26 protein-coding genes are annotated in these 26,710 nt (G+C 68.3%); 15 read left to right on the top strand and 11 right to left on the bottom strand.

Going from position 1 to position 26,710, the window contains the following annotated elements; translation table 11 throughout:
* Window positions 1–105: 105 nt before the first annotated feature.
* Window positions 106–1,155, bottom strand: coding sequence for a LacI family DNA-binding transcriptional regulator (locus SPF06_RS13545; RefSeq protein WP_323279630.1), 1,050 nt, complete (start codon window positions 1,153–1,155; stop codon window positions 106–108).
* A 218-nt stretch (window positions 1,156–1,373) separates the two neighbouring features.
* Here SPF06_RS13545 and SPF06_RS13540 point away from each other — a divergent pair, with 218 nt between their 5' ends.
* Window positions 1,374–2,810, top strand: coding sequence for a flotillin family protein (locus SPF06_RS13540; RefSeq protein WP_323279629.1), 1,437 nt, complete (start codon window positions 1,374–1,376; stop codon window positions 2,808–2,810).
* Between the two features lie 8 nt (window positions 2,811–2,818).
* Entirely contained in the window at window positions 2,819–3,058 is a 240-nt protein-coding gene (locus tag SPF06_RS13535) for a hypothetical protein (RefSeq protein WP_323279628.1), read from the top strand.
* Window positions 3,059–3,112: 54 nt separating this feature from the next.
* Here SPF06_RS13535 and SPF06_RS13530 read toward each other — a convergent pair whose 3' ends face one another.
* Window positions 3,113–3,676 (bottom strand): NAD(P)H-dependent oxidoreductase, encoded by a 564-nt coding sequence (locus SPF06_RS13530; protein ID WP_323279627.1) that lies wholly within the window; start codon window positions 3,674–3,676, stop codon window positions 3,113–3,115.
* Between the two features lie 190 nt (window positions 3,677–3,866).
* A complete protein-coding gene (gene ald, locus SPF06_RS13525) occupies window positions 3,867–4,985 on the bottom strand; it encodes an alanine dehydrogenase (protein WP_323279626.1) in 1,119 nt (372 codons plus the stop codon).
* Between the two features lie 235 nt (window positions 4,986–5,220).
* Between ald and SPF06_RS13520 the strand changes: the two genes are divergently transcribed.
* Window positions 5,221–6,417 (top strand): PucR family transcriptional regulator, encoded by a 1,197-nt coding sequence (locus SPF06_RS13520; protein WP_323279624.1) that lies wholly within the window; start codon window positions 5,221–5,223, stop codon window positions 6,415–6,417.
* A 110-nt stretch (window positions 6,418–6,527) separates the two neighbouring features.
* Here SPF06_RS13520 and SPF06_RS13515 read toward each other — a convergent pair whose 3' ends face one another.
* Window positions 6,528–6,923 carry a helix-turn-helix domain-containing protein gene (locus SPF06_RS13515; RefSeq protein ID WP_323279623.1) on the bottom strand — a complete coding sequence of 132 codons (396 nt, stop codon included), beginning with the start codon at window positions 6,921–6,923 and terminating at the stop codon, window positions 6,528–6,530.
* Window positions 6,924–7,218: 295 nt separating this feature from the next.
* Between SPF06_RS13515 and SPF06_RS13510 the strand changes: the two genes are divergently transcribed.
* The gene (locus SPF06_RS13510) at window positions 7,219–7,620 is read left to right on the top strand and encodes a DUF4190 domain-containing protein (protein ID WP_323279622.1); all 402 of its coding nucleotides are present in this window, start codon (window positions 7,219–7,221) and stop codon (window positions 7,618–7,620) included.
* 118 nt (window positions 7,621–7,738) lie between these two features.
* Here SPF06_RS13510 and SPF06_RS13505 read toward each other — a convergent pair whose 3' ends face one another.
* Complete coding sequence (locus SPF06_RS13505) at window positions 7,739–9,229, bottom strand: amino acid permease (protein ID WP_323279621.1); 1,491 nt, start codon at window positions 9,227–9,229, stop codon at window positions 7,739–7,741.
* 194 nt (window positions 9,230–9,423) lie between these two features.
* Between SPF06_RS13505 and SPF06_RS13500 the strand changes: the two genes are divergently transcribed.
* Entirely contained in the window at window positions 9,424–9,642 is a 219-nt protein-coding gene (locus tag SPF06_RS13500) for a hypothetical protein (RefSeq protein WP_323279620.1), read from the top strand.
* 161 nt (window positions 9,643–9,803) lie between these two features.
* Here the strand turns inward: SPF06_RS13500 and SPF06_RS13495 are convergent, their stop codons facing one another.
* The 3 genes from SPF06_RS13495 to SPF06_RS13485 form a co-directional block, all read right to left on the bottom strand.
* Complete coding sequence (locus SPF06_RS13495; RefSeq protein WP_323279619.1) at window positions 9,804–10,214, bottom strand: hypothetical protein; 411 nt, start codon at window positions 10,212–10,214, stop codon at window positions 9,804–9,806.
* Between the two features lie 28 nt (window positions 10,215–10,242).
* Window positions 10,243–10,572 carry a J domain-containing protein gene (locus SPF06_RS13490; RefSeq protein ID WP_323279618.1) on the bottom strand — a complete coding sequence of 110 codons (330 nt, stop codon included), beginning with the start codon at window positions 10,570–10,572 and terminating at the stop codon, window positions 10,243–10,245.
* A 73-nt stretch (window positions 10,573–10,645) separates the two neighbouring features.
* Complete coding sequence (locus tag SPF06_RS13485; RefSeq protein WP_323279617.1) at window positions 10,646–11,068, bottom strand: Hsp20/alpha crystallin family protein; 423 nt, start codon at window positions 11,066–11,068, stop codon at window positions 10,646–10,648.
* Between the two features lie 131 nt (window positions 11,069–11,199).
* On the opposite strand from SPF06_RS13485, the gene SPF06_RS13480 reads away from it, so the two are divergent.
* Window positions 11,200–11,499: a MerR family transcriptional regulator gene (locus tag SPF06_RS13480; protein WP_323279616.1), complete on the top strand. Its 300-nt coding sequence runs from the start codon at window positions 11,200–11,202 to the stop codon at window positions 11,497–11,499.
* 53 nt (window positions 11,500–11,552) lie between these two features.
* Here SPF06_RS13480 and SPF06_RS13475 read toward each other — a convergent pair whose 3' ends face one another.
* Both SPF06_RS13475 and SPF06_RS13470 read right to left on the bottom strand, forming a co-directional pair.
* Window positions 11,553–13,214: an MDR family MFS transporter gene (locus SPF06_RS13475; RefSeq protein ID WP_323279615.1), complete on the bottom strand. Its 1,662-nt coding sequence runs from the start codon at window positions 13,212–13,214 to the stop codon at window positions 11,553–11,555.
* A gap of 102 nt (window positions 13,215–13,316) precedes the next feature.
* On the bottom strand, window positions 13,317–14,537 hold the full coding sequence (locus SPF06_RS13470; protein ID WP_323279614.1) for an MFS transporter: 1,221 nt from the start codon (window positions 14,535–14,537) through the stop codon (window positions 13,317–13,319).
* A 233-nt stretch (window positions 14,538–14,770) separates the two neighbouring features.
* Between SPF06_RS13470 and SPF06_RS13465 the strand changes: the two genes are divergently transcribed.
* The 3 genes from SPF06_RS13465 (at window position 14,771) to SPF06_RS13455 (ending at window position 18,147) form a co-directional block, all read left to right on the top strand.
* Window positions 14,771–16,876, top strand: coding sequence for a copper-translocating P-type ATPase (locus tag SPF06_RS13465; protein WP_323279613.1), 2,106 nt, complete (start codon window positions 14,771–14,773; stop codon window positions 16,874–16,876).
* A gap of 13 nt (window positions 16,877–16,889) precedes the next feature.
* Window positions 16,890–17,393 carry a hypothetical protein gene (locus SPF06_RS13460; RefSeq protein WP_323279612.1) on the top strand — a complete coding sequence of 168 codons (504 nt, stop codon included), beginning with the start codon at window positions 16,890–16,892 and terminating at the stop codon, window positions 17,391–17,393.
* Between the two features lie 91 nt (window positions 17,394–17,484).
* Window positions 17,485–18,147 (top strand): DUF305 domain-containing protein, encoded by a 663-nt coding sequence (locus SPF06_RS13455; RefSeq protein WP_323279611.1) that lies wholly within the window; start codon window positions 17,485–17,487, stop codon window positions 18,145–18,147.
* A 76-nt stretch (window positions 18,148–18,223) separates the two neighbouring features.
* Here SPF06_RS13455 and SPF06_RS13450 read toward each other — a convergent pair whose 3' ends face one another.
* On the bottom strand, window positions 18,224–19,465 hold the full coding sequence (locus SPF06_RS13450) for an MFS transporter (RefSeq protein WP_428985766.1): 1,242 nt from the start codon (window positions 19,463–19,465) through the stop codon (window positions 18,224–18,226).
* Window positions 19,466–19,886: 421 nt separating this feature from the next.
* Between SPF06_RS13450 and SPF06_RS13445 the strand changes: the two genes are divergently transcribed.
* The 6 genes from SPF06_RS13445 (at window position 19,887) to SPF06_RS13420 (ending at window position 26,651) form a co-directional block, all read left to right on the top strand.
* Window positions 19,887–21,146 carry a M24 family metallopeptidase gene (locus SPF06_RS13445; protein WP_323279610.1) on the top strand — a complete coding sequence of 420 codons (1,260 nt, stop codon included), beginning with the start codon at window positions 19,887–19,889 and terminating at the stop codon, window positions 21,144–21,146.
* A 142-nt stretch (window positions 21,147–21,288) separates the two neighbouring features.
* Window positions 21,289–22,872: an ABC transporter substrate-binding protein gene (locus tag SPF06_RS13440; RefSeq protein WP_323279609.1), complete on the top strand. Its 1,584-nt coding sequence runs from the start codon at window positions 21,289–21,291 to the stop codon at window positions 22,870–22,872.
* Between the two features lie 5 nt (window positions 22,873–22,877).
* Window positions 22,878–23,915, top strand: coding sequence for an ABC transporter permease (locus SPF06_RS13435; protein ID WP_323279608.1), 1,038 nt, complete (start codon window positions 22,878–22,880; stop codon window positions 23,913–23,915).
* A 59-nt stretch (window positions 23,916–23,974) separates the two neighbouring features.
* The gene (locus tag SPF06_RS13430) at window positions 23,975–24,790 is read left to right on the top strand and encodes an ABC transporter permease (protein ID WP_323279607.1); all 816 of its coding nucleotides are present in this window, start codon (window positions 23,975–23,977) and stop codon (window positions 24,788–24,790) included.
* A gap of 11 nt (window positions 24,791–24,801) precedes the next feature.
* The gene (locus SPF06_RS13425; RefSeq protein ID WP_323279606.1) at window positions 24,802–25,833 is read left to right on the top strand and encodes an ABC transporter ATP-binding protein; all 1,032 of its coding nucleotides are present in this window, start codon (window positions 24,802–24,804) and stop codon (window positions 25,831–25,833) included.
* Window positions 25,830–26,651, top strand: coding sequence for an ATP-binding cassette domain-containing protein (locus SPF06_RS13420; RefSeq protein ID WP_323279605.1), 822 nt, complete (start codon window positions 25,830–25,832; stop codon window positions 26,649–26,651). Before SPF06_RS13425 ends, SPF06_RS13420 begins: the two co-directional genes overlap by 4 nt.
* The last annotated feature ends 59 nt before the right edge of the window (window positions 26,652–26,710 follow it).

Genomic DNA, 26,710 nt, shown 5'->3' with positions numbered 1-26,710 from the left:
GAAGTGAGTGATAACTCGATTTATCAGGAGTGTGAGCCCGGCCACGCGAGAAGGCAAGATGTTCAGGAACTGTTACCGGCGCCGTCCCGGATTATGACCGAACTGTCACCGTGGAGCCGGCGGGGCCACCGAGCCCCGTTCGATGAGCTCGCCGCGCACGTTCTGCCGCGCGGGCACGGCCTCGCCGTCGATGAGTGCGAGCAGGGCCTTGGTCCCCAGCTCTCCCATGCGGTAGTGCGGCAGGCTCACAGTGGTCAGCGCCGGGCGGACACGATCGGCGAGTTCTTCCTGATCGTCGTAGCCGACGAGGGACACGTCGCGCGGTACTTCGAGTCCGAGGGCTTGGGCCGCGAGCAGCGCCCCGACCGCTATGCGGTCATTGCCGCACAGAAGCGCGCTCGGCCTGTTCGTGCCGCTGAGGACGGCTGTGGCGCGCTCGTAGCCCGAATCGATCATGTATGGGCCGAAGGTCACGGCGTCGTCGGAGACCGGCAAGCCGGCTGCGCGCATGCGGTCCCGGAACGCTTGGGTCCGCTCGAGCGTGGCCCACTCGCGCTCGTCGCCCGCAAGGTAGACGATCTCGCGGTGCCCTGCGTCGATGAGGCACTGTGCTGCGAGCTCGCCTCCGTGCCGTTCGTCCGGTACGACGGCGGGGAGCTGCGGCGACCCGCTCCGCGCCAAAGCGTTGACCAGAACTGCCGGAAGGCTTGCCATCTCCGGCGGAACCGCTCTCTCCCGCATGACGGTCCCCGCGTAGATGAGGCCGTCCACGCGCCGGTCGACCAGCTCGCGAACCGCCGCGGCCTCGACGTCGGCATCTCCCATCGTGTTCACGAGGAAGACGAGCCGCCCAGTTGCCCACGCGACGTCGTGCGCTGCCCGCACGATCTGCCCCGCAAACGGTGAGGAGGCAATCCCGTCGGTGATGAATCCGATGGTCTCTGTGCGCCGCAATCTCAGCTGCCGCGCCGTCACATCGGGCCGGAAGCCGAGATCCTCGACGGCGGCAAGGATCCGGGCGCGCGCCTCCTTGCCGATGCGGGCGTCGCTGCGGTCGTTGAGCACGAAGGAGACGGCGGTCGGCGAAACTCCGGCCGCCCGCGCCACATCCCGCATAGTCGGACGGCGCCCGCCGGCTCCGCGTCCCTTAGTCACCAGACCTCCACCGCGCGCTGAATCGGACCCCCCCAGCCTAAAGGGCGCCGGGCTCTCAGACTGGATGAACGGACTCTCCCGGGTTCGTGCATCGCGCGACGGTCGACGGCGCCGCCTGCCTCCCGCGCGGGCGGTTCGGCATCGCTGGACTACGGGAACGGACCACAGCAGACTGGCTACACGAGACCCCCGAGTGCTTGCCGTTGAAAGGACAGTCAATGCTCGACCTCTTGGTCTACCTGCCCCTTCTTGTGACCGTAGTGGGCGTCGTCGTCGCCGTTGCCGTCATCAGGCTGCTCATCAAATTGATGTGGAAAGTGGCGGAACCGAACGAGGCGCTGATCATTTCCGGCCTGACCCGGGGAAATGCGGATACCACGGACGGCATGGACTTCAAGATCGTCACCGGGAAGGGCGCGCTCGTGGTTCCCGGACTCCAGACGGTCAGGACATTGTCGCTCACGCTCAACGAAACAGAGCTTCAGGTCAACTGCGTGACCTCGCAGGGGATTCAGGTGATCGTGGAGGGCGTCGTCATCTACAAGATCGGCGATTCCGCACCCTTCATCGCGAATGCGGCGAGGAGGTTTCTCGGCCAACAGCCAAAAATGGAAAGCCAGGTCTACAACGTTTTTGAGGGCCACCTGCGCTCGATCATTGGCAGCATGACGATGGAAGAAATCATCCGTGAGCGCGACAAGCTCGCCTCTTTGGTCCGCAGCGCGAGCGGCACGGAAATGGAGAAGCTCGGTCTCGTGGTCGATTCCCTCCAGATCAAAGACCTGCAGGACCCCACGGGCTACATCCAGAACCTGGCCAAGCCGCATATCGCTCAGGTCAAGATGGAGGCCAGGATCGCCGAGGCGACGAGGAACCGCGAAGCCGCGGAGAAGGAAGCAGAAGCTGCGGCGCAGATCGCCGATGCCCAGAGCCTTTCCGCGATCAGGCAATCGGCGGCCCAAGCCAATGCGGAGACCGCCAGGGCCAACGCCGCTCAGGCGGGCCCGCTGGCCGAGGCCACGGCACGGCAGAAAGTCGTGGTCCAGGAGACCGAGGTCGCAAAGCTGGAGGCCGACCGCGAGGAGCAGAAGCTGCAGACGTCCATTCGCAAGCCCGCCGACGCCAAAGCCTATGCCCTGCGTACGGAGGCGGAAGCCCAGAAGGCCGCCGACATCAGCGCGTCCGAGGCGCGGGCACGTCGCACGGAGCTAGAGGCTCAGGCGAACGCCCGCAAGGTGGAGGTCGAGGCGCAGGCCAACGCCAGCGCCGCGGCCGCCATGGCGGGGGCCACCAAGGTCACCGGTGAGGCAGAAGCGGCTGCGACGAAGGCGCGCGGAGACGCCGCAGCCTCTGCGATCAAGGCAAAGTCCTTGGCGGAGGCGGACGGCATCAAGGCGCGCGCCGAAGCTCTGGGAGCCAACCAGGAGGCAGTCATCTCCCAGCAGCTTGCCGAGAATATGCCCGCGATCGTGGCCGCCGCTGCCGAGCCCTTCGCCCACGTTGATCAGCTGACCGTCCTGAACGGCGGCGAAGGGCTCAACAGCATGGTGGGCGGGATTTTGGCGCAGGTCGGCAATTTCCTGCCATCGATCACCGGGGCGCTCAAGAACGGCAAGGTGCCGCCGTCGCGACCCAACAAAGCTCCCGAGGCGTAGCGACGCCGATGCACAAGGATGTTGACCGCAGCCTGACCGGCAAGATCGGGCGGGTCACGGGACGGATCGGGCCGGGCACGGTCGGAGAGGTCATGTTGCCATTCCACGGCGGCACGAGCGCCTTCCACGCGCACCCCTACGACAAGACCAGCGTGTTCGATGTGGGTGACCAGGTGCTGGTCATCTATTACGAGCCGCCGCAGACGGTTTTCGTCGAGGAGCTGCCGGACGTGCTGAGGGGAGCTTAAAAGAGTGACGTCCCGTGGGTCGTGACCCACGGGACGTCACCTCTGAGCGACGAGTTAGTTGGCGGCGGCGAGCTCGGCAGCCGCGAGGGTCGCGACAACGCCGCGGATGCCGTCGACGACCTCGACGTCGTCCTGGGGCTCGACGGCGGCGAAGCGCTGGTAGGAGCCGCCGACGGCGAGCTTCGCGTCGTCAAGCACCGTCGCGCCGGCGACCTTGAGGGACTTGCGGATGTCGTCGTGGCTCCAGACCCCGCCGTACTGGCCGGCCGACGTGCCGATGACCGCGGCGAGCGTGCCGACGGCCGCGCCCTGACCGAACGGGCGGGAGATCCAGTCGATCGCGTTGTTGAGGACGGCCGGCATCGTGCCGTTGTACTCGGGGGAGACGAACAGGATGCTGTCCGCGGCGGCGACTGCAGCGCGGAGCTCGGCGGCCTTGGCCGGGACCTTGCCCTCGACGTCGAGGTCCTCGTTGTAGAACGGGATCTCCTCGAGCCCGGCGAACGTCGTCACCGTGGTGCCCTCGGGCGCCGTCTCGGCGGCGATCTGGGCGAACTTGCTGTTCACGGACTCGGCACGCAGGCTGCCGACGAGGGTCAGGATGGTCTTCTCGGCCACGGGCTCTCCTTGGTTGAGGGTGTCACGCCATTGTCGGCGTTTCTGTGATGTGTCAACCAATTATGAAGTCCCCGCCATTCCGGCCCGCATTATGAGCTTCGTCACATCCTGCGTCGTCTGCCCGTGACGGCCAGAAGCGGACGACGACGACGCTCGCCGCGCGCCGTCGTCGTCCGCTTACCCGAGGTGCCTACGCCGCGACGAGCCCGTGCCAGTCCGAGGCGAGGGGCAGTCCGTGGGCTTCCGAGACGGAGCGGTTCGTCACGCGGCCGCCCGCGACGTTGAGCCCCTGGGCCAGCGCGGGGTTCTTCTCGAACGCCGTCTCGACGCCGAGGTCCGCGAGCTGCACGGCGTAGCGGAGCGTGACGTTCGTGAGCGCATAAGTCGACGTGTTCGGCACGGCGCCTGGCATGTTCGCGACGCAGTAGAAGATCGAGTTGTGGACGCGGAAGGTGGGGTCCTGATGTGTCGTGGGGTGCGAGTCCTCGAAGCACCCGCCCTGGTCGATCGCGATGTCGACGAGCACCGAGCCGGGCTTCATGCGGGACACGAGCTCGTTGGTCACGAGCTTCGGCGCCTTCGCGCCGGGCACGAGGACGGAGCCGATCACGAGATCCGCCTCGACGAGCGACTTCTCGATCTCGTACTTGTTCGATGCGACAGTCTTGAGCCGGCTGCCGTAGAGCGCGTCGAGCTCCTGGAGCCGCGCGATGTTGATGTCGAGGATCGTCACGTCCGCCCCGAGTCCCATCGCGACGACGGCGGCGTTCGTCCCCGCGACGCCCGCCCCGAGCACCACGACCTTTGCGGGCCGAACGCCCGGGACGCCGCCGAGCAGCACGCCCTTGCCGCCGTTCGGCGCGAGGAGCGCCTGCGCGCCCACCTGCACGGAGAGCCGGCCCGCGACCTCGGACATCGGGGCGAGGAGCGGGAGCGAACGGCCCTCCTGGACCGTCTCGTACGCGATGGCCGTGACGCCCGCGTCGAGCAGTGCGCGCGTGAGCGCGGGCTCGGCGGCGAGGTGGAGATACGTGAACAGGATGAGGCCCTTGCGGAAGTGGTGGTATTCGGAGGCGATCGGCTCCTTGACCTTCATGATCATGTCGGCGCGCGCCCAGACGTCCGCGGCGTCGGGGACGATCTCGGCGCCTGCCACGCGGTACTCGTCGTCGGTGATGCCCGAGCCGAGACCTGCCCCGCCCTCGACGAGCACGGTGTGCCCGCGGGCGACGAACTCGTGCACGCCCGCGGCCGTGATGGCCACGCGGAACTCGTTGTTCTTGATCTCCTGGGGGACTCCGATGATCATTGTCGTCTCCGTTGCTCGAGGCCATGGTGGGCCGCTCGTAGGGGTGCTGTCCGGGGGCTTCCGCGGTGCTTCCAGCGTAGGCACGCTGTGAGGCAAGCAACAGCGATCTTGCGCGCCCCCTCGAGGCGACTTCCGCGGAATTCCGGGGATCTCGCCGTCGTCCGTTCGACAGATGTCCCACATTGGAGCGGCAAATGTCCCCTCGTGTGCGGTGCCCTCCCGTATGCTGGAGGGCATGCGCGAAGGGGTCGACGAGCTCGTCGAGAAGGCAGCCAAGAAGCTCGGCCGGGGGCTCTCCGTCGAGGATCTCGACGGGCTGCTCGTCGCCTACTCGTCGAACCAGGCACACGCCGACCCTGTGCGCGTCAACTTCCTGCTCAGCAAGCGCGTCCCGGCCGACGTGAGCGCGTGGCAGCTCTCGCACGGGATCGCGACGGCGGTCCGTCCCGTCGCGGTGCCGCCCAACCCCGGGCTCGGCATGTACGGGCGCGTGTGCGTGCCGCTGCTCGTGCGCGGCTTCCGCGTGGGCTACCTGTGGGTCCAGCAGGAGCCTGACGAGCAGAGTGCGACGGCGATCCTCGCCGCGCTGCCTAGTGTCCGGCTCGAGATCGAGCTCATCGCCGGGCTCCTGCTGGATTCGAACACGGCGGCCTCGGCCCATCGGCGCGAGCGGGAATCGACGTTCCTCGCCGCGGCGCGGGGCGACAAGGCCGCGCTCTCGGAGATCGCGGGCTGGCGCGAGGTGCACGGGCACGCCCCGTGGCAGGTCGCGACGCTCCTCGACCCCGACGGCGTCAGCCCCGAGGACCCGCAGGCCGCCGTCGTCGCGACGAGCACGGCTGCGATGCTCGCTACGGCGGGCATCGATCCCGCCCTGTTCACGGCGGGAGCCGAGACGCACTCCGTCGTCCTCTTCGTCCACTCGACCGGCCGCGCGAGCCACGCCGCCGTCCTGACCCACTACGAACGCGAGCTCGCGAAGCGCTCGGGACGCCCCGCGGGGCGCGTCCTCGTGGGGATCAGCGAGCCGTTCACCTCGCTGCGCGGGCTTCCCGACGCCTACGCCCAGTCGAAGGTCGCGGCGCAGGCGGCAGCCGTGGACCCGCCGCTTGGGGAGCTCGTCGACGTCCGGTCGGTCGGCGTGTACCAGCTCATGGGGGCGCTCGACTCGGAGCCCTCGAGCGTCTTCGCCGACCTGGTCGCGGAGGAGGACCGCGACGGCGAGCTCCTGCCCGTCCTCGAAGAGCTCTACGACAGCGACGGCGCCGTGCAGGCCGTTGCCGACCGGCTGCACGTGCACCGGTCGACCGTGTACCACCGGATCGCGCGCGTGCGGAAGCTCCTCGGCGCCGATCCGCTCGGCGGGCGCGTGCGGCAGGAGCTGCACCTCGCGCTCAAGGCCCGCCGCTGGGCAGGGCGGCCCCGGATCTGAACTGGCCACGCGTGGGCGAGAGGTGGCCACGCGTGGGCGAGAGGTGGCCACGCGTGGGCGAGAGGTGGCCACGCGTGGCCACCCGACGCGTGGCCACGTCTCGCCTGGGATCAGGCGCCGGGCTCGCCCCTCCCTGTCTTGTGCGCAGCCTTCTGCGCGGCGACCCACTCAAGCACGTCCTCGCGGCGGATCCGGCGATGCGTCCCCCGGTACTCGACCGGCCACACGCCCAGGTCCGTGAGCTTGCGGACGTACGAGTGGCTGATCCCCGCGAGCTCCGCCGCCTGCGCGACGGTGAGGACGTCCTCGGCGCTGCTCACCGTGGCGGATTCTCCCCGGGCGAGCCGGGCGAGGAGGTCGAGGACGGCGTCGCGCGCTTCATCCGGGAGCCGGTAGGCCGTCCCGTCGGCGAAGATCGTGACGTCGCCGGCGCTGAGGGCGCGGGCGAGCGAGGCGGCGTCATCGGCGCCGAGGGCGGGAGCGGTGCGCGGGGCGAAGCGGCTCATGCCGCCCAGCGTATGAGGTGAGCTGCGTCGCCGTCGCCCCTTGTCGCTGAGTCATCCCCGGCGCCGAGCTCCCCAGTTTCCGTCTTCCCCACGTTCCGATCTCCCCAACTTCGCGGACGACGACGGCGCGACCCGCCGCGATTTCGCCGCGCGAACCAGCTGGGGTCCCCAAAACTTGGGGAGCTCGGCCCGGATGCGTCGCAGAAGCTGGGGAAACCGGCGGCCCCGCCCTATCGCCGGGAGCGCACGACTGCCCGCATCCCCCTTCTTCGCACCGACGAGAGGGAGATGAACGGTGAGCCAGACGCCCCCGGAGCAGCAGGGCCAAAACCCTTACAGCCAAAACCCTTACAGCCAGCAGCCCAGCTATGCCCAGCCCCACCCATACTCCCAGACGCACCCGTACGCAGCACCAGCCCCGGGCTATGCGGTGATCTTGCCCCAGCCGAAGGGCTGTTCGGTGGCGTCGATGGTGCTGGGCCTCGTGAGCATCTTCTTCGGCTGGACGTTCATCGCCCCGACGATCGGGTTCATTCTCGGCCTTGTCGGACTTCGTCGCGAGCCCGCCGGCCGTGGCATGGCGGTCGCGGGAATCGTCCTCAACGGGATCATGCTCTTGGGCTGGGCCCTGCTCGTGCTGTTCGTCTTTGGCCTGTTCGGCGCGTTGATTGGGGCCGGGTCTGCCTACTCGCATTGAGCTGGCTATCTGGCTCCCGGTGCTGCAACCATCCAGACGGCTTGTCGCCGGGAGGACGCACTCAGGCCGTCCTTTCCGGCGACAATCCGTGTCGCGGAGGCCTGTTCCGGGCCGGGCGTCAGGCGACGGGGGTGTCCTCCCGGAGGGCGTCGCCGTGCGCCGCGATGCGCGCCTGGTGCAGCGGCGAGCGGCGCAGCACAAGCCACGCGACGGTGAGGATCGCGAACCAGATCGGCGTGACCAGCAGAGCAGTGAGGGTGTCCGGCTGCGTCGTGAGGGCCCACACGAGGAACGCGAAGAACGCGTACGTGGCCCAGATCATCACAGGCCCGCCCGGCATCTTGTACGTCGAGGCGACATGCAGCTCGGGGCGGCGCTTCCGGTACACGAGGTAGCTCGCGAGGATGATCGACCACACGAACATGAAGCACACGGCGGAGACGGTGGTCACCATGTCGAACGCCGTGCCGATGTCCTTGCCCGCGTAGAGAAGCACGACGCCGGAGAGCAGCAGCGTGCACGAGAGGAACAGCGCGTTCCGGGGCACCTTGCGCGAGGAGAGGCGCCCGAAGACCGACGGCGCGTCCCCTTCCTGCGCGAGCCCGAACACCATGCGGGACGTCGAGTAGATGCCCGAGTTCGCGCTCGACATGGCCGACGTCAGAACCACGAGGTTCACGAGCGTTGCCGCGGCGCCGAGGCCCGCGAGGGAGAACATGCCGATGAACGGCGAGTGCCCGGCCCGGAACTCGGTCCACGGCGTGACGGACATGAGGATCACGAGCGCGCCCACGTAGAACAGGCCCACTCGGACGGGGATCGCGTTGATCGCCTTGGGCAGGTTCCGTTCGGGGTTCTTCGTCTCGGCGGCAGCGGTGCCGACGAGCTCGATCCCCACGAACGCGAACACCGCGATCTGGAACCCGGCCACGAAGCCCATGAACTCCTTCGGGAACAGGCCGCCGTGCTGCCACAGGTTCCCGAACGAAGCCGTGCCCGCGGGGGAGTGGAAGCCCGAGAAGATCATGACGAGGCCGGTCACGATGAGCGCGAGGATGGCCACGATCTTGATGAGCGCGAACCAGAACTCGACCTCGCCGAACGCCTTGACGGTGGGCAGGTTGAGCGCGAGGAGGATGAGGATCGTTGCGACGCCGGGGATCCAGAGCGGGATGCCGGGCCACAGGGTGTCCGCGTACCCGGCGATGGCCACGACGTCGGCCACGCCCGTCACGACCCAGCAGAACCAGTAGGTCCACCCGGTGAAGAACGCGGCCCACGGGCCGAGCAGATCGCCCGCGAAGTCGCTGAACGTCTTGTAGTTGAGGTTGCTCAGGAGCAGCTCGCCCATCGCCCGCATGACGAAGAACAGCATGAAGCCGATGATCATGTAGACGAAGATGACGGAGGGCCCGGCGACCGAAATGGTCTTGCCCGATCCCATGAACAGTCCCGTGCCGATAGCCCCGCCGATCGCGAGGAGCTGGATGTGCCGATTGGAGAGGCCGCGGCTGAGGTGTGGCTCGCCGTGCTGCCCGATGCCGTCTGGCCCGGTGGGGCGCGCCGTCGAGCCCTCGGAGGCAGCTCCAGAAGGTGTGAGCTTAGTCATAGTGCTAAGGCCTTTGTCGTGTGGAGGAAAAATGTGATGCCCGTAACAGGACAAGGCCTAGCCTACAGCTACCTTCCAACGGATCTTGCCGTGCAAGGTGCCATCTCGTGCTGCCCCCCTTGTCTGATGACCCGGGTTCAGGCTTACGATGAATGTTCCGACCTTTTTGACTTGACCACGGAAGGAGAGTGCGCATGTCCCCCGATGTGCACCATCACCGTAGCCTGCGGGTCGTCGTCGACCATGCCCATGAGCTCGACGACGTCCTCGGCTCGGCGATTGAGAAACTACAGCACACTGCCGCCAGCAACCCCTGCTGCGGCATCCTCGTAACCCGCGAGGCAGCCGGTGAATACGTCGTCGCGCACGACGAGAGCGTCCCCTACGGGACCACTCACCAGCGCATCGCGTAAGTCCTGAAGCGGCCGACCCCCAGCGGCCGCTCCGGCCCCTCGGCGTCACGCCGGGCGCGCAGCGCTAAAACGACGGCGCGGGGTGTCTTCCCAAACGGAAGGCACCCCGCGCCGTCGTCGTCTGAGCTGGAGCGGGGGCCAAGCTCCTGTCCTTCGCCTCGTCACATGGCGGCTAGGCCATAGATGAATTCCTCGGCGTGGGCGACGGCTTTCTTGAACGAGTCGTTGCGGAGCGCGATCGCGTGCTCGCTGGCCGCGGTGCCGTTGGCGATGGCCTCGACGTAGCTCCCTAGGCCCGCGGGCCGCAGCACCCAGATGCCCCCGTGTGGGGGGAGGTAGAAGACGGCGAACGAGCGGGCCGCGGCGTCGTCCTCCCAGACGGGGACGACGGCGACCGCGGCGCCGGTGTCTACATTGATCCATTGGGCGCGGGGCCGGGGCTGGTCCTCGTCGTAGACGCTCGGATCCAGGAACGGCGCCGTCCCTGCTCCCCACTTCTCCTCGAACCTCTCATGGAATACCGGGAACAGGGTGCTGTCGTAGCGGCGCCACCCGCCGCGCGCAGTGTTCACAGCTCATCCTCCTCGCACGGTTCCCCGGTCAGGGAAACCACCTGTGGAATAGCGTTCGAAGCATCTCCGGATCGTCGAAGACGTACCAGCCGGGCCGGGATGGCCGCGGAAACTCCACCCATAGCGGCGATGTGGCCTCCGCCCGACGCAGCGCCTTGTCGTAGACCGCACGCCGATCAGCGTGGCTCAGAACCGAGTACGCCTCGAGCACCTCGTGCAGCCGCTCCGGGTCAGCGCCGCGGCCGGCCGGCCCGTCCGGATGGAGGTCCCGGACGAGGCGTCGGAAGGCCCGCCGGATCTCCTCCTGGGTGGCCGCGCGGTCGATTCCCAGCGCGGCGTAGAAGTCAGCGGCACGCATGGCGGCCCCACTTCCGTATGGCCGGCTGCTCCGGCAGGGCCCAGCTGCGCGGCCCTGCCGGAGCGGCGAAGGCTCAGGCAGCGATCTCCTTTTTCTCCTTCTTCGTCGTGACACTGATCTTGCGCGGCTTGGCCTCCTCGGCGACCGGGATGCGCAAGGTCAGGACCCCGTCGGCGTAGTCCGCGCTGACGTTCGATGTATCGAGCGCATCGCCCAGGATCAGCTCACGCCCGAACGTGCCCTCGGGACGCTCGGCGGCGATGACCTCGGCCTGGTCCGGGCGATGCGAGCGCCGCTGCGCCCGCACGGTCAGGACGTTGCGCTCGACGTCGACATCGATCGTGTCCGCGTCCACCCCCGGGAGGTCGAACTCGACCACGAACTCCCCGTCCTCGCGCCAAGCCTCCATCGGCATCGTTGTTGGTCTGGCCGAAGTACCGAAGACCTGCTCGGTCAGGCGGTCGAGCTCGCGGAAGGGATCGGTTCGCATCAGCATCACTGCCACCTCCAATGGTTCGATATAGGATCAGATGATGTGGTTCTCGGTCGGCACCTAATCTGCTTCTCGAGACACAGATATAATAAGTCAACCCACGTAGGTCAAGGCAAGAGGCGTGAGGAGGTGGCATGGCCCGCAGACGCGACTCGTCCGACGGCGTCTACGCCATCTCGGTAGCCGCCGAACTCTCAGGCATGGGTCTGTCCAGCCTCCGTCTCTACGAACGCAAGGGCCTTCTGACCCCGTCCCGCACCGACGGCGGGACCCGCCGCTACAGCGAAGACGACATGGACCGGCTCCGGCGCATCAGCGAACTTGTCGAGGTCGGGCTGAACATCGAGGGCATCCGACTTGTCCTCGCTCTCGAGGACGAAAACGCTCGCCTCCGGGTGCAGCTCGCCAAGGCACGCGCCGCCAGCGGCCGCTGACTCCCACGTCGGCCAGCGGAAGGCGCCCCGCGCCGTCGTCGTCTGCTGTGAGCCTACGCCGCGGCCGGCTCCTTGAGCGCGGCCTTCGGATCACGTAGCCTCGCGTTCGGCAGGGCAAGCGTGATGAGGAACGCAACGGCAATGAGCACCGCCGCGGTGAGCATCACGCCGTCGACCGCCTGCGAGAAGCCGTCCTTGATCGGATGGGTCAGCACGGAGTTCGCGTTCTTGAGCCAGCTCGTGTCGTTGAGGCTGTCCGAGCTGAGCCCCGACGAGCCGCCGCCCTTGAACAGGTCGAAGAGCGGCTTGTTCGCAGGGTCCGCGAGGACCGCGGGATCGCGCATGGTCCTGAGGAAGTCCGCCTGGGTCACGGCGTCCTTCATCGCGCCCGTGATCTTGTCCGCCGCGAGGCTGAAGAGCATCGAGATGAACACGGCGGTGCCGACCGCGCCTCCCATGGAGCGGAAGAACGCCGCCGTCGACGTGCCCACGCCCATGTCCCGCGGCGGAACCGAGGTCTGCATCGCGAGGACGAGCGGCTGCATGCAGCAACCGAGGCCCATCCCGAAGAACACCGCCACGACGCCTGGGACCCACAGCGGCGAATCGACGTTGAGAACGAGCCCCATCGTGAGGGCAGCACCCGCGAGCAGGAGCGTCCCGATGACGGGGAAGATCTTGAACATGCCAGTCTTCGAGATCGTGCGGCCCGCGATGATCGACGCGGACATGATGCCCACCGTGAAAGTGATCATGAGCAGGCCGGCCTCGGTCGGAGTGAGGCCCTTGACGAGCTGGAGGTACATCGGAAGCATCGCGATCGCGCCGAACATCCCGATGCCGATGATGAAGTTGAGCACGGCCGAGAGGCTGAACTGCGGGTTCTTGAACAGGCGGAGGGGGATGAGGGCGTAATCGCCCGCGCGCTTCTCGAACAGGATGAAGAGCGCGAGGCCCGCGGCGCCGATGGCGTAGCACGCGATCGAATTCGCGGACGCCCAGCCCCAGCCGCGTCCCTGTTCGGCAACGAGGAGCAGCGGCACGAGGCCTACGCTGATGGCCGCCGCGCCGAGGTAGTCGATCTTCTGGCGCGTGTGGCGCGCGGGCAGGTGCAGGAAGAAGAACACCGTGGCGAGCGCCGCGATGGCCACGGGCACGTTGATGTAGAAGACCCAGCGCCAGCCCGTGATCCACAGGATCTGGTTCGCGCCCGCGAACGCGCCGCCCACCACGGGGCCTAGTACCGAGGAGACACCGAACACGGACATGAAGTAGCCCTGGTACTTCGAGCGCTCAGAGAGCGGCACAATGTCACCGATGATCGCGAGCGCGAGGGCCATGAGGCCGCCCGCGCCGAGGCCCTGGATGCCGCGGGCGACGGCGAGCTCGGCCATCGAGTGCACGGAGCCGGCGAAGAGCGAGCCCGCGAGGAAGATCGCGATCGCGGCGATGTAGAGGGGGCGGCGGCCGAAGATGTCGGAGAGCTTGCCGTAGAGCGGCGTGCTCACGGTCGACGTGATGAGGTAAGCCGTCGTGGCCCAGGCCTGGAGGCTCAGGCCGTCAAGGTCATTGGCGACCGTGTAGATCGCCGTCGAGACGATCGTCTGGTCGAGCGAGGCGAGGAACATGCCGAGCATGAGCCCCGTCATGACGCCCGTGATCTGGCGTCTGGAGAGCGCGCCCGAGGGGGCGGCGGATGGTGTGGCGTGAGACACGGAAGGCTCCCAAGGAGACGGCGGGGGACTAGATCGTTGCTTTCCGTAACTATCTTAGGGTCGGTTTCATTCCGCGTCCGCGCACGTTTTTTGGGACTTTTCTCAGGCCCTTTTGGCCTGGTCCAATCCCGCCCTCGACGGGCGCGCCTCCGCGCTCCGCCGCGTGATCCGCCACACGACGCCGATCGCGACGAGCGCCGCGAGCGTGAGCGCCCCGCAGACCAGGAATGCGCCCGCGTAGCCGCCCAAGGTCGAACCGAACGCAATGATCGCGCCCGAGGCGATCGCGCCCAGCCGCCGCGTGTTGGCGAACAGCCCCGACGCGAGCCCCGGCCGGGGGATGATCTGCTGGAAGAATGTGAGCCCGACGCCTGCGATGACCGCGAAGAACCACGCGTTGAGCACCTGCGCGGCGACCAGCGCCACCGGGCTCGCCACGAACGCCATCGTGGCGTAGTAGCCGATCCCCACCACGCAGCCGCTCGCGATGAGGCCGAGGCTCGAGAACCGACGCGTGAGCTTCCCGATCGCGAACAGCGCCGGAATCTCGAGCGCCGCTGCGACGCCGAGCGCGATGCCGCCCCACTCGATGCCGAGGCCGAGGCTCCGCGTCGTGAAGAGCGCCATGATCGAGACGACGACGTTGTTTGTCGCCTGGAGCGCGACGAAGGCGAAGACGACGACGGCGACGGCCGCGCGCGGGAGTACGGCGCCGTCGTCGTCGGTCGCCTTGCCGCCGTGAGCGGCGGGTGCGGGCCCGCTCCGGGAGCGGAGCGCCGCCGTCGTCGTGAAGGCGAGGACCGCGATGAGCGCGATCGCGGCGAGGATCGAATGCTCGCCGAGTGCGCCGATGAGGAACGCCGCGAGCGGCGGCCCGGCGACCCACGCGAAGGAGACGATCGCGCGCGTGTTCATCATCTGGGCCGGGGGCGTCCCGTTCGCCTTGAGATGGGCGAACAGGAGCGACGACCCGACGCCCGCCGGGCCGCCGAGCGCCACGAGGACGACGACGGCGACCGGCAGCGACGCGGCGAAGAACAGGATCGCGGCGACGGCCAGGGTCAAGGCGCTGCACGCGAGCATGGGGCGGAGGTAGTCGCGCGTGCGGTCGGCGTAGGCCGGGACGACGAGCGACGCGACGAAACCGCTCGCGTTGTACAGGGCCAGCGTGAGCCCGACTTCGGCGTCGCTCGCGTGGAACAGCGCCACGAGGAGGAGCGCAAGCGCCGGATTGAGGAACGCGAACTGCAGGCCCCAGAGGAGCGCGGCGGACGGGACTAGGAGGCGGGGCCCGGTTGCGCCAGCTAGTCGGGTGTCATCCATCGTGACGTCCTTTCATCGGTTCCGTGCTGACGCTACGCGCACCCGCGCCGACGAAGGAGGCCCTGTCAGTGCGCCCTTCAGTCCCCAGCTCCCGAGGGCGGACGCTTGCCAGCAATACCCCCTAGGGGTATATTCGGAGCTGCTGTCAGCGATGTACACGGTCCGGGCCCCGCCCGCCACCGCCGATCGACCACAGCGCGACCCATCCGCACAACGGAAGGACGACGCTGGCCATGACTGGTCACAGCGACCATCACCCGCACGCCGGGACGGCTCAGCACGAGCACGCCCACCGAACGACTCCCGGGCACACGGCCGCCGCTGAGCACGAAGGCCACGGCCAGCACCAAGGCCACGGCCAGCACGAAGGCCACAGCGTCGCCATGTTCCGCGGCAGGTTCTGGCTCACGCTCGCGCTCACCGCCGTCGTCGTCCTCTTCAGCCCGATGTTCTGGCACCTCTTCGGCGCGATGCCGCCCGAATTCCCCGGCAGCGCGTGGGTCCCGCCGCTTCTCGGGACGGTGATCTTCGTCTATGGGGGGCAGCCGTTCCTCGTCGGCGGCGTGCGTGAACTCCGCGAGCGCCAGCCTGGGATGATGCTGCTCATCTCGATGGCCATCACGGTCGCGTTCGTCGCGTCCTGGGCCACAAGCCTGCGGATTGGCGGCTTCGACCTCGACTTCTGGTGGGAGCTCGCGCTCCTCGTCACGATCATGCTCCTCGGGCACTGGCTCGAGATGCGCGCCCTCGGCGCCACGCGAGGCGCCCTTGAAGCGCTCGCCGCCCTGCTTCCCGACGAGGCGGAGCGCATCCGCGACGAGGACACCGAAACCGTTCCGGCCGCGAGCCTCGCGCCGGGGGACCTCGTCCTCGTCCGTGCGGGCGGGAGGCTTCCCGCGGACGGCCGGATCGAGGCGGGAACCGCGGAGATCGACGAGTCCATGATCACGGGCGAATCCAAGGCGGTGAGCCGGGGGCCCGGCGCCACGGTGGTCGCCGGGACAGTCGTGACCGATACGAGCATCCGGGTGCGGGTCGAGGCGGTGGGGGAGTCGACGGCGCTCGCGGGCATCCAGCGCATGGTCGCCGAGGCGCAGGCCTCCTCGAGCCGGGCCCAGGCGCTCGCGGACCGCGCCGCGGCGTTCCTCTTCTACTTCGCGACCGCGGCCGGCATCCTCACCTTCGTCGCGTGGGCCCTGCTCGGAAGCGTTGACGACGCCGTGACCCGCACCGTGACGGTGCTCGTCATCGCGTGCCCCCACGCGCTCGGCCTCGCGATCCCGCTTGTCATCGCGATCTCGACCGAACGCGCCGCGAAGGGCGGGGTCCTCGTCAAGGACCGCCTCGCACTCGAGCGCCTCCGCACGGTGGACGCCGTCCTGTTCGACAAGACCGGCACGCTCACGCGGGGCGAGCCAGACGTCGTCGGCCTCGCGTCCGTCGGTATCCCCGAGGGCAAGCTGCTCGCCCTAGCTGCCGCGGCCGAATCGGAGAGCGAGCATCCCGTTGCGCGGGCCATCGTGCGGGCGGCGGCGCAGCGCGGGGTCGCCGTCCCGGCAGCGGCGGGCTTCGCGGCCCGGCCGGGCCACGGCGTCGAGGCAGCGGTCGACGGCGAGCGGGTCGCGGTGGGCGGACCCGCCCTGCTTGCGCGCGAGGGGCTTGGCACGCCCGCGGACCTGGCCGACGACGTCGACCGCTGGACGGCGCGCGGCGCGTCCGTCCTGCACGTCGTCCGCGACGGTCGGGTGGTGGGCGCGCTCGCGCTCGAGGACGCGGTGCGGGAGGAGTCCCGGGCCGCGGTGGGGGCTCTCCAGGCCCGCGGGGTGCGGGTCGTCATGATCACGGGCGACGCGCGGCAGGTGGCCAGCTCCGTCGCCGCCGACCTCGGGATCGACGAGGTGTTCGCCGAGGTCCTCCCGCAGGACAAGGGGCAGAAGGTCGCCGAGCTCCAGCGCCGCGGCCTCAAGGTCGCGATGGTCGGCGACGGCGTCAACGACGCTCCCGCGCTCGCCCGCGCCGACGTCGGCATCGCGATCGGCGCTGGCACCGACGTCGCGATCGAGTCCGCGGGCGTCGTGCTCGCGGGCAACGACCCCCGCTCGGTCGTCTCCGTCATCGAGCTCTCGCGCGCGAGCTACCGGAAGATGTGGGAGAACCTTGCGTGGGCCACGGGGTACAACGTCCTCGCGGTGCCGCTCGCGGCGGGCGTCCTCGCGTTCGCGGGCGTCGCCCTCTCGCCGGCCGCCGGCGCCGTGCTCATGTCCCTCTCCACGATCGTGGTCGCGCTCAACGCACAGCTCCTCCGCCGACTCGAAGTGGACCCCGCGCGTGTCGGATAGCAGGATGGGGAGCGTGCCCCAGCGCCTCGCCCCGGTTCGGGCTGCCCTCCTCGCGCTCGTCGTCTTCCTCGTGACGGCGGGATTCGTGGGCATGCACGTCCTCGCGGCCCACGAGGCTCACGCGGCGGCACCCGCCCACGGTACAGAATCGGCGGCGCCCGCTGTGGGCGCCTCGCCCGTCGAGCGGACGACGTCGGAGCACGCCGACGCGATGGGCCTCGCTGAGGCGTGGCCCGCCCAGGCACGGGGTCCCGCCGAGGCAGGGCACGCTCGCGTGCAGGGCCTCGCCGAGGCTCGGCCCGCCGACGCCGCGTGCCACGCGGGGTACCCGCCATCCGGCGTCGCGCATACGACGGACTGCACGCCCGCGCCGGGAGTTCCCGCCCCGGTGCCGCCCGCCGTCGTCGTCCTCGCCCGCTCGGACGCGCGGCCGCTGGGTTCCCCCGACGGGCCTCCCAGTGCGCTCGCGGCGCCGCGAGCGCCGAACCTCATCGCCCTCTCGATCAGCAGAACGTAGGCCGGATCCGGCTCCGCGCACCCCGCTTCCTGGCCGGGTGCTCCTTTTCGCGCGCCTTCGCGCGGATGACGCTGATTCGACAGGAGAAACCATGACCACGAACTCTTCCAGCACGTCCCCCCAGAAGCGCCGCGCCTGGGCCAGGCTTGCCCTCGTCGGCGGTCTCGCCGTCGTCGGACTCGCGCTCGCAGGATGCGGGGCCGCGGCCTCCGAGGCGAAGCCCTCGTCGAGCTCCGACGCGCACGCGGGCCATTCGATGCCGATGGGCTCGGCCGCGTCGCCGACGGGGACTGGCGCCTTCAACTCGGCGGACGCGATGTTCGCGCAGATGATGATCCCGCATCACGAGCAGGCGGTCGAGATGAGCGACATCGTGCTCGCCAAGCCCGGCCTCGACTCGAGGATCACGGCGCTCGCCCAGCAGGTCAAGGGCGCTCAGGCTCCCGAGATCGCGACCCTCAAGGGATGGCTCACGGCGTGGGCACAGCCGCTCTCCATGCCGAGCGGCTCCGGCCACGGGATGGACGGCATGATGAGCGCTGCCGATCTGGACGAGCTCAAGTCCGCCGACGCGGCGAAGGCCTCGAAGCTGTACCTCTCGCAGATGATCGCGCATCACGAGGGTGCCGTGGCGATGGCCGAGACCGAGAAGGGTGCCGGGCGGCACGAGGGGGCCGTCGCGATGGCTGGGTCCATCGTCTCGTCCCAGACGAAGGAGATCGCGGAGATGAAGAGCCTTCTCGCGGGGATGTAGCCCGGTTCTGCCGGGGCTGCCGCGCCTTGTGGGTGCGGCAGCCCCAACAGCTCGATTCGCGGCCCCCCTGTTCCGCTCAGTCCGCGTGGACGTCCTGCGCCGGGACGAGCCGAACGGCGGCGAGGGGCGCGATCGCGACGAGGCAGAACGCGAGCGGGTAGCCGACTGCGGCAATGAGCGCGCCGACCGCGGGTCCAACCCCCGAGGCCGCGATGAACTGCCCCGTGTTCTGCGCTCCGAGGGCCGTTCCTGACCAGCGCGGGCCGGCCGCCTCTGCGACGGACGTGAAGGCCAGGCCGTTGTCCGCGACGCTCACGATGGTGGCGGCCACGAACGCCACGGCCGCCGCCGCCCGGATTGACGCGATGTCCGCGACGGCGGCGAGCACCATCGTCGCGGCGGCCGCCACGGCCACCCAGCGCAAGAGCTTCACTCGGCTCCCGAGCCGGTCGCTCCAGACGCCGACCCCGATACGGCCCAAGGCCCCCACGACCTGAGCCCCGCCCACGACCGCCCCCGCCGCAACGCCGTCCATTCCGGCGTCGGCCATGAGCCACACGAGGCCGAATGTCGAGAGCGTGAACTGCGGCACGACCAGCAGGACCGATACCGCGTGGATCCGCCACAGGAACGATCCGCTCCGATAGGGATTCTGCCCGGCTTCTGCCACGGCGCCCGAGGGCTGCGCCGAACGTGGAGGATTCTCGATTCCGATCGCACAGAGGATCGCGAGGACGCCGTTGAGGACGGCCGGCAGGATCATCGCCACGGCCGGTCCGTACGCTGCGGCGGTAGTGGGCACGGTCATGGCCGCGACCGTGACGCCAAGCGGCTGGGCCATCTGCCGGATCCCCATCGCCAGTCCGCGCCTGTTGCGCGGGAACCACCCCACGACCACCCGGCCGCTCGCCGCGTTCGTGCTCGCCGCGGCGGCGCCGCCGAGCAGGCCGAACGCGCCGAGTGCGGCGTAGCCGGGAACGACGACGGCGCCGAGCGCGGCGAGGGTCGTGAGCGCGAGTCCCGCGGAGATCACCCAGCGCTCGCCGACGCGATCGGCGAGGGCGCCCCACGCGATGAGCGTGAACACCATCCCGATCGTGGGCGCCGCTGCGAGCAGCCCGGCCTCGGCGAGGGGCATTCCGAGTTGCGTATGCAGCTCCGGGATGAGGAACGCCGGCGCACTCACGAAGGCGGTGCCCGAAGTCTGGGCGCCGACGCCGAGGGCGAGCATGAGCCAGGCCTTGGGGGGCGTCGTGGGGGGCGTAGGGCTCTGCGCCGCCGCGGCTGCAAGGTCGCTCTTCGGGTGATTCGTGTTCATGCTTCTCCCGTCCCGTTTCTCCCTTTGCGCGGTCCTCCGATACACGGACCTCCGAGAACATCGTGTATCGGAGTCCAGAATGTGAGCATTCTTGTCTCATATATTGGAAACTCATGATCAGAGACGGATGCCTCGGCGTTCGCCGGTCGCTGGCGAGCCCTCGTCCACCGTGCGGACTTGGCATGCCAGCTCCGGTATCCCAGATCAGCCTTTGAGGGCAATCGCGTAAATGTTCGCCCACCCTCTTGTGCAATCTGGGATCCCAGGTCTACCTTGTATACCAAGCGATGAGACATCGGTCACACCCTTCACCGGGCACTCCTCGCGGGCCGGCAGGAACAGCCGGACATGCTGAGCCTCTCTCAGGCAGTCAGCGGACACTTCTGCGGCGTGTGCCGCAACCACCCACCGAAAGCAAACCATGAACAGCAATCAGGGCACGTTTGCCCGGCCGCTGGATGTGCGCCATGGCGAACCGCAGCCCCGGGTCTCCGAGCTAGCCCTCCGGACCCGGATACAGCGAGTCCGGGACGCCATGACGACCGAGGGCCTTGCCGCGCTTGTCGTCTTCGGCAGCCCTCGGGCGTTAGGCTCGCGATCGCGAACGGCGGGGTACATCCAGTACCTGGCCGGTTGGATGTCCCGACCCACGGCCGCGGCCTTGGTGCTGCCCCGTGATGGTGCGGCGAGCATCCTCACGTTGGGGCCCCACGACACCCGGGAATTCGCGCTGAGATCGTCGTGGCTGGGGGACGTCATCCGGACAGGCGACGTGTTGCGGCACGGAACAGCGGCTGCCGAGGCACTAGTGCGCGCGGGGATCGAACCGGGTTCGCGGATAGGACTCGTCGGCGTGGACGAGCTTCCCCATCCGGCATATCGGGCTGTTGAAGCCGCCCTCGGGCCCTATGAGCTGATTGATGCCGAAGGCCTGCTCGATCGTCTGAGGCTCACGAGGGACCCCGAGGAAGTTGACATGCTGCGCGTGTCGGCCCGGATCTCGGATGCCATGATCGCGGCGGGAATGGCCGAAGCCTCGAGGCCTGGCGCATCGGGCCCGTCGATCATGGCCGAGGTCGAACATCGCGGACGTCTGCTCGGCGCCGATCCGGCTGCCTGTTGGCTCGCGGTTGGGGAGGCGCCACCCACGACCTACTTCGAGTTCATGGAACTGCCGAACGGTGTCGGGCCGTCCGACCGTGTCCAGATCGGCACGACGGCGGCCTACGAAGGCTATTTCGGCCAATGCCTCAGAATGGGGGTCAGGGGCCGGGCCTCCGCCCAGCTCACGGAATTCTCGGACATCCTGCTGAGCATCCAAGATGCTGCGCTCGAGGCGATGAAGCCGGGAACCCCGCTTCATGTTGTGAGCGACGTCATCGAGTCCATGATCGACGAACACGCCCCCTACTCGCGGAGTTCGGACCCTTTTCGATTCCAGTCCTGCCACGGGCTCGGCCTGAGCTACTCGGAACCGGGAATGGCCGAAAGCCTCAGCCCGGCGAGAGATCGCTCGCGCGACGCTTCGGGAATTTGCCTTGAGCCAAATATGGTCATCGAGGTGCACCCCAACTTCACTGTGCCGGGGCTCGGCTGCATTGTCGCCGGCGATATGGCGCTCGTAACTGCCCAGGGTGCCGAGTGGATCACGGAATCCCCTCGCGGATTGTGGGCAATCTAGCCGCCGAATTCGTCCGAACACCTCCCCGCATTTCCTTCCCTCGTTCCTCCGGGAGCTGAAGCTCCCGCATCCCTGATTCGCTGCGCCCAAAAACCCGTTTCACCGGCGTCCATTCGCCGACCCTCAATTCAGGAGGCACTCCGTGTCCACCACTTCACCGCATCGCTCCAAGAGCTCTGCCAGGCTCGCCTTCTATGCCGCCCCCTTGGCTGCCGCCCTCCTCGCGGGGTGCACCGCCGGCGGGAGTTCCGGCGGGGCCGCAGCCGCCGACGGCGGGTCGTCGTCGATCGTCGTCGCCTTCAAGCATGAAGTGAACACCCTCGATCCCCTTCGCGCCGACTATGCCCAGACCAACATGATCGACAACGCGATCTACGAGCCCCTCGTGAAGTTCGACGGCAGCAACAAGCTCGTCGGCCAGCTCGCGAGCGAGTTCACCGTCGCTCCCGATTCCTCCTCGGTCAGCTTCTCCCTGCGGAGTGGGGTCACGTTCCACGACGGGTCGCCGCTCATAGCCGCGGACGTCAAGTACAGCCTGGATCGCTATATTCGGCTGGGCCAGGGCATTGCCTCCGCGCTCAGCGGGTATCAATCGACGACCGTCACCGATGACAGCCACGTCGTGGTCCACCTCAAGGCGCCGAACGCGTATTTCGTCAATGGCCTTGCCAACGTCTACATCGTCGAGGCGGCTCTCGTGACGAAGAACGCGGGGACGGATGACGCGCAGGGATGGCTCCAGGCGCATGACGCGGGAACCGGCCCGTTCCAGAGCGACGGCCAGGCGGGAACCGATGGAGCCGCGCTGAGCCGCTACGACAAGTACTGGGCGTTCGACGCCAAGCGTCCCAGCCACATTGTGTTCCGCCGCATCGACGAGAGCGCCACGGAACGCGACGAACTCAAGGCAGGGAACGTCGATATTGCTCTCGGGCTCTCGGCGACCGACGCCGCATCGCTCAAGGGAACTGACAAAGAGGTTGCCTTCCTGAAGACCGCCGGCCAGACGCAGCTGTTCTTCAACACCTCTTCGGGGCCGACGGCGAATCCGCAGCTTCGGCAGGGCCTGCAGCTTGCGTTCGACTACAAGGGAGGATTCGACAAGATCCTCAATTCGAATGGGAGCATCGCCTCGGGAATTCTGTCCGACACCCTCTCCTGCCGGCCGGACTCCGTGACGTCCTCCCAGCAGATCGACAAGGCAAAGCAGCTCATTTCCCAATCCGGCTTGGGCTCACAGGCGCTCGAGCTTCGCTTCCAGCCCTCTGATCCCGTCCAGACCCAGCTCGCGACGCTCTTCCAGTCGAACCTGCGCGACATCGGCGTGACGGTCAACCTTGTTCCGATTGCCTTCCCCGACTACCTCAAGAGCCTCGGGAGCGCGGCCACGATTCCGTCCATGATGCTCCTCAACGACTACGCGCTCACCCCTGACCCGGGCTCGACGCTGGACAAGCTCTACAACTCGAAGAACATCGGCAGCACGAACAAGGCCGCCTACAAGAACGCCACGGTCGACGGCCTGCTGAACCAGACCCGGACCCTCGCCGACGTCACGAAGCGGTGCGATCTCTACAAGCAGATCCAGGACCAGGTGAGCAAGGACGCCGCATCGGTCAACATGTACCAGGTGGCGTTCCCCGTCGGCTACCGCGACGGCCTGAGCGGAATCACCCCTGACTGGTCGGTGACGCCGATGTCCGTCTTCAACGTGAGGGTTGGCTGAGTCCCGTGGCAGGATCACGTCAGCAGACGCTGAGATTCCTCCTGCGCAAGGCCGTTTCCTCGGCAGTCACCCTGTTCGGCCTCGCGGCCATCGTGTTCCTCATGGTCAAGCTCATCCCGGGCGACGAGGCAAAAGTCGCTGCGGGCGAGAGCGCCAGTCCTGAACAGGTCGAAGCCATGCGCCACAGCCTGGGGCTCGACCAGCCTCTCCCGGTGCAGTTCGCGTCCTTCCTGGCGAGGCTCATCCACGGCGACCTGGGGATGTCGATCACGACGCACGTCTCCGTGACCAACGGAATCCAGCAGGTCCTTCCGCAGACGATCGAATTGGTTGTCGTGGCGGTCATCGTGATGATCACCGTAGTCCTCCCGCTCGCAACCGTCTCGGCCCTTCGCAGGGACGGCCGTACCGATCTGCTCTTCCGGGTCATGGTCGTCGTCAGCGCGGGCCTCCCGACCTTCTGGCTCGCGCTCCTCACGCAGTTCCTCTTCGGAACCAAGCTCGCCGTGTTCCCGATCTCGGGCCGGCTCTCCCGCGGGATCAGCGTGCCGCATCGAACCGGCTCGGTGGTGCTGGACTCGCTCCTCGCTGGGAACCTGTTCGCCACGTGGGATGCCCTCCAGCACCTGATCCTTCCCGCCATCGTGCTCGCGCTTCCCTTCGGGGCCCAGCTCTACAGGGTCCTGCGGGCAGAGCTCATCCGGGTCCTCGCACGGGAGCACCTCACCGTCGCCCGGGCCAAGGGGATCCCGCAAGGGTCCCTGGTCCGACGGCACCTCCTTCCGAACGCGATCGGTCCCGCGATCACGGTCGTCGGCATCCAGTTCGGGGCGATGGTGGGGGCCGCGGTCCTCGTGGAATCCGTCTTCGGCCTCGTCGGCATCGGCTCGTTCCTGACCAATGCCGTGGGCCAGAAGGACACCTTCGCGGTCCTTGGCGGGGTGCTCGTGATCGGCACTTTGGTCGTCGTATCCAACTTCGTCGTCGATGTCGTGCAGCTCATCCGGGATCCGCGTCTGCGCGCCGGACAGATAGGAGCCTGATCCACATGGCCACTGTGTTTCCTCAGTTCGTGACCAACGGGGGGCTTCGTCTTCGCTCGATGACCAAGCTGCCCGGTATGCAGCTCGGGGTGATCGCCGTCGTCGTCCTCCTGCTCCTCCTCGCAGTGTTCGGCCCCCTGATTGCCCCGGACTCCGTCTTCCGGTCGGACATCCTGGACGCCCTGGCGCCACCCGGCAGCGCGCATTGGCTGGGGACCGACGAACAGGGGCGCGACGTCCTCTGGCGCATCGTGGTGGGAGCCAGGTTCTCCCTCCTCTCCGCTGTCGCCGTCGTCACCGGGTTCTCGGTGCTCGGCATCCTGATCGCGACCCTCGCGACCTTGGGCGGGCGGTTCGTCGACGAAGTCATCATGCGGATCGTGGATGCGGCCCTCGCGTTCCCGCCGATCATCTTCGCCCTCGGCGTCGCGGCCGCGCTCGGCCCGAGCCTGAACTCGGCGATCATCGCCATGATCGCCACGGGCTGGCCGTTCACGGCCCGGCTCCTGCGGGGAGTGATGCGCGAAACCATGGCGCAGACCTTCGTCGAGAATGCCCGAGTCCTCGGGGTCTCGCGGACCCGGCTGATGCTCCGCCATGTGCTGCCCAACTCGCTTGACGTCCTGCTCGTCAAATGGGCGGGCGACATCGGGAACTCGATTCTCATCCTCGGCGGCCTCTCCTTCGTGGGGGTCGGGGCCCAGCCCCCGAGCGCCGAGTGGGGAGCCATGGTCACGAGCGCCAAGGGCGTCATCTCGACGGCCTGGTGGGCCGCCCTCGCACCCGGCATCGCCATCGCGATCACGGCGACGGCGTTCGGCCTCCTGGGCGACATCCTCCAAGTCCGTTTCAATCCAGAGCTTCGCAAGCGGTGAGGACCACCACGATGAAAACGTTGATCGGCACGTCGCCACAGCGCAACGGCGAGGGAACGCCCGACGGCGCCACCCTCCTCTCGGTGCGGGATCTCGTGATCGAGGCCGGACCCAAGGAATCCCGTCTGCGGCTCGTGGACGGCTTCAGCCTGGACCTCGCGGCGGGCGACCGGGTGGCGCTCGTGGGGGAATCGGGGTCCGGCAAATCCGTCACGGCGCGAGCCATCATGCGGCTCGACCCCGAGTTCACGCTCGCGGGATCCATCGCGCTGAACGGGAAGAACCTTCTCGAACTCAGCGAGAAGGAAATGGTCCGAGTGCGGGGCCGTCAGATCGGCATGGTGTTCCAGGATCCCATGGGGGCCCTGAATCCCCTCATGACGATCGGGGAACAGGTTGCGGAACCCCTGAGGTCCACGGGTTTGCGGCGCGCGGAAGCGGAGCGCCGGGCCCAAGCCGTCCTCGAGGAACTCGGCGTGGCCAACGCGGCGGCCCGGATGCGTGCCTACCCCCACGAGTTCTCGGGCGGCATGCGGCAGCGCGTGGTGCTCGCGATGGCCCTCGTCTGCGAGCCCGCGCTCATCATCGCGGACGAGCCGACGACCGCCCTTGACGTCCGGGTGCAGGAGCAGGTGCTGACTCTCATGGACAGGGTCTCGAAGGAACGCGGTCTCGCGATGCTCCTCATCACCCACGACCTCGCCACGGTCGCGGGCTTCACGGAGCGGGTGGCGGTGATGTACTCCGGCCGCAAGGTCGACGAAGCCGCTGTGGACACCTTGTTCACCCACCCTGCGCACCCCTACACGCAGGGTCTGCTCCAAGCGGTGCCCCGCATCGACCAGAGCACCCGGAGGCTCCTGACGATCAGCGGGGCGCCGCCTCACCCGGCCGACCGGCCGACGGGATGCACGTTCCATCCTCGCTGCCCGCGGGCTTTCGACCTGTGCTCCGTCGAAGTTCCCGAGCTCAGGCCCGCACCCCAGGGCGGCATGGTCGCCTGCCATCTCTACCCCGAGCCCGGAAAGGTCGTGGAGCAGTGAGCCTCTTGGAATTGCGAGACGTCTGCAAGACGTTCCGCGCACTCGGCAGGGAGCCCGTCGTCGCCCTCAACAACGTGAACCTGACGGCGGAAGCCGGAGCGATCACAGGCCTCGTGGGCGAATCGGGATCGGGCAAGACGACCATCATCCGGAGCATCATGGGCCTCGAGCGGCCCACGAGCGGTTCGGTCGGCTACGACGGGATCAACATCCCGACGGCGAAGGGCAGCGACCTGAGGCGGATCCGGCGCGAAATCCAGTTCGTCTTCCAGGACCCAACGTCGAGCCTCAACCCGCGCATGACGGTCGAGGCCCTCGTGGGCGAGGGGCTCGTGGTGCACAAGCTGGTTCCCGACAAGGCGCGGCGGCGCGAACGGGTCGTCGAGCTCCTTCAGATGGTCGGACTCAACGAACGAGACATCTACCGGCATCCGAGGTCGTTCTCAGGCGGCCAGCGCCAGCGCATTGCCATCGCCAGGGCGCTCGCCGTGCAGCCCAAGCTCCTGATCTGCGACGAACCGGTCTCGGCGCTCGACGTGTCGGTGCAGGCCCAAGTGCTCAATCTGCTGCAGGACATGCAGGAGGAGCTGGGATTCACCGTCCTCTTCATTGCCCATGATCTGGCAGTCGTGAAGCAGATCTGCTCTCGCGTCGCGGTCATCCAGGCCGGGCACATCGTGGAGGAGGGGCCATCCGCCGAAGTCCTCGCCTCGCCGACCCATCCGTACACGAAGGCGCTCCTCGCGGCCGTGCCGATGCCGGATCCCGTCGTCGCACGAGAGCGGGCGCTTGCCCGCATCGCGGAGCACGTGGCGTGACCTGCCCCGTCCCCATCAGGGGCCCCATTCCTCATCAACGACTGAAAGCACTTCGAGAA

Source organism: Sinomonas terricola (genome assembly GCF_034931225.1).
GTDB classification, from domain to species: Bacteria; Actinomycetota; Actinomycetes; order Actinomycetales; family Micrococcaceae; genus Sinomonas; species Sinomonas terricola.
The sequence above is the reverse complement of the archived record's forward strand: the minus strand, read 5'-3'. Positions and strand labels throughout refer to the sequence as shown.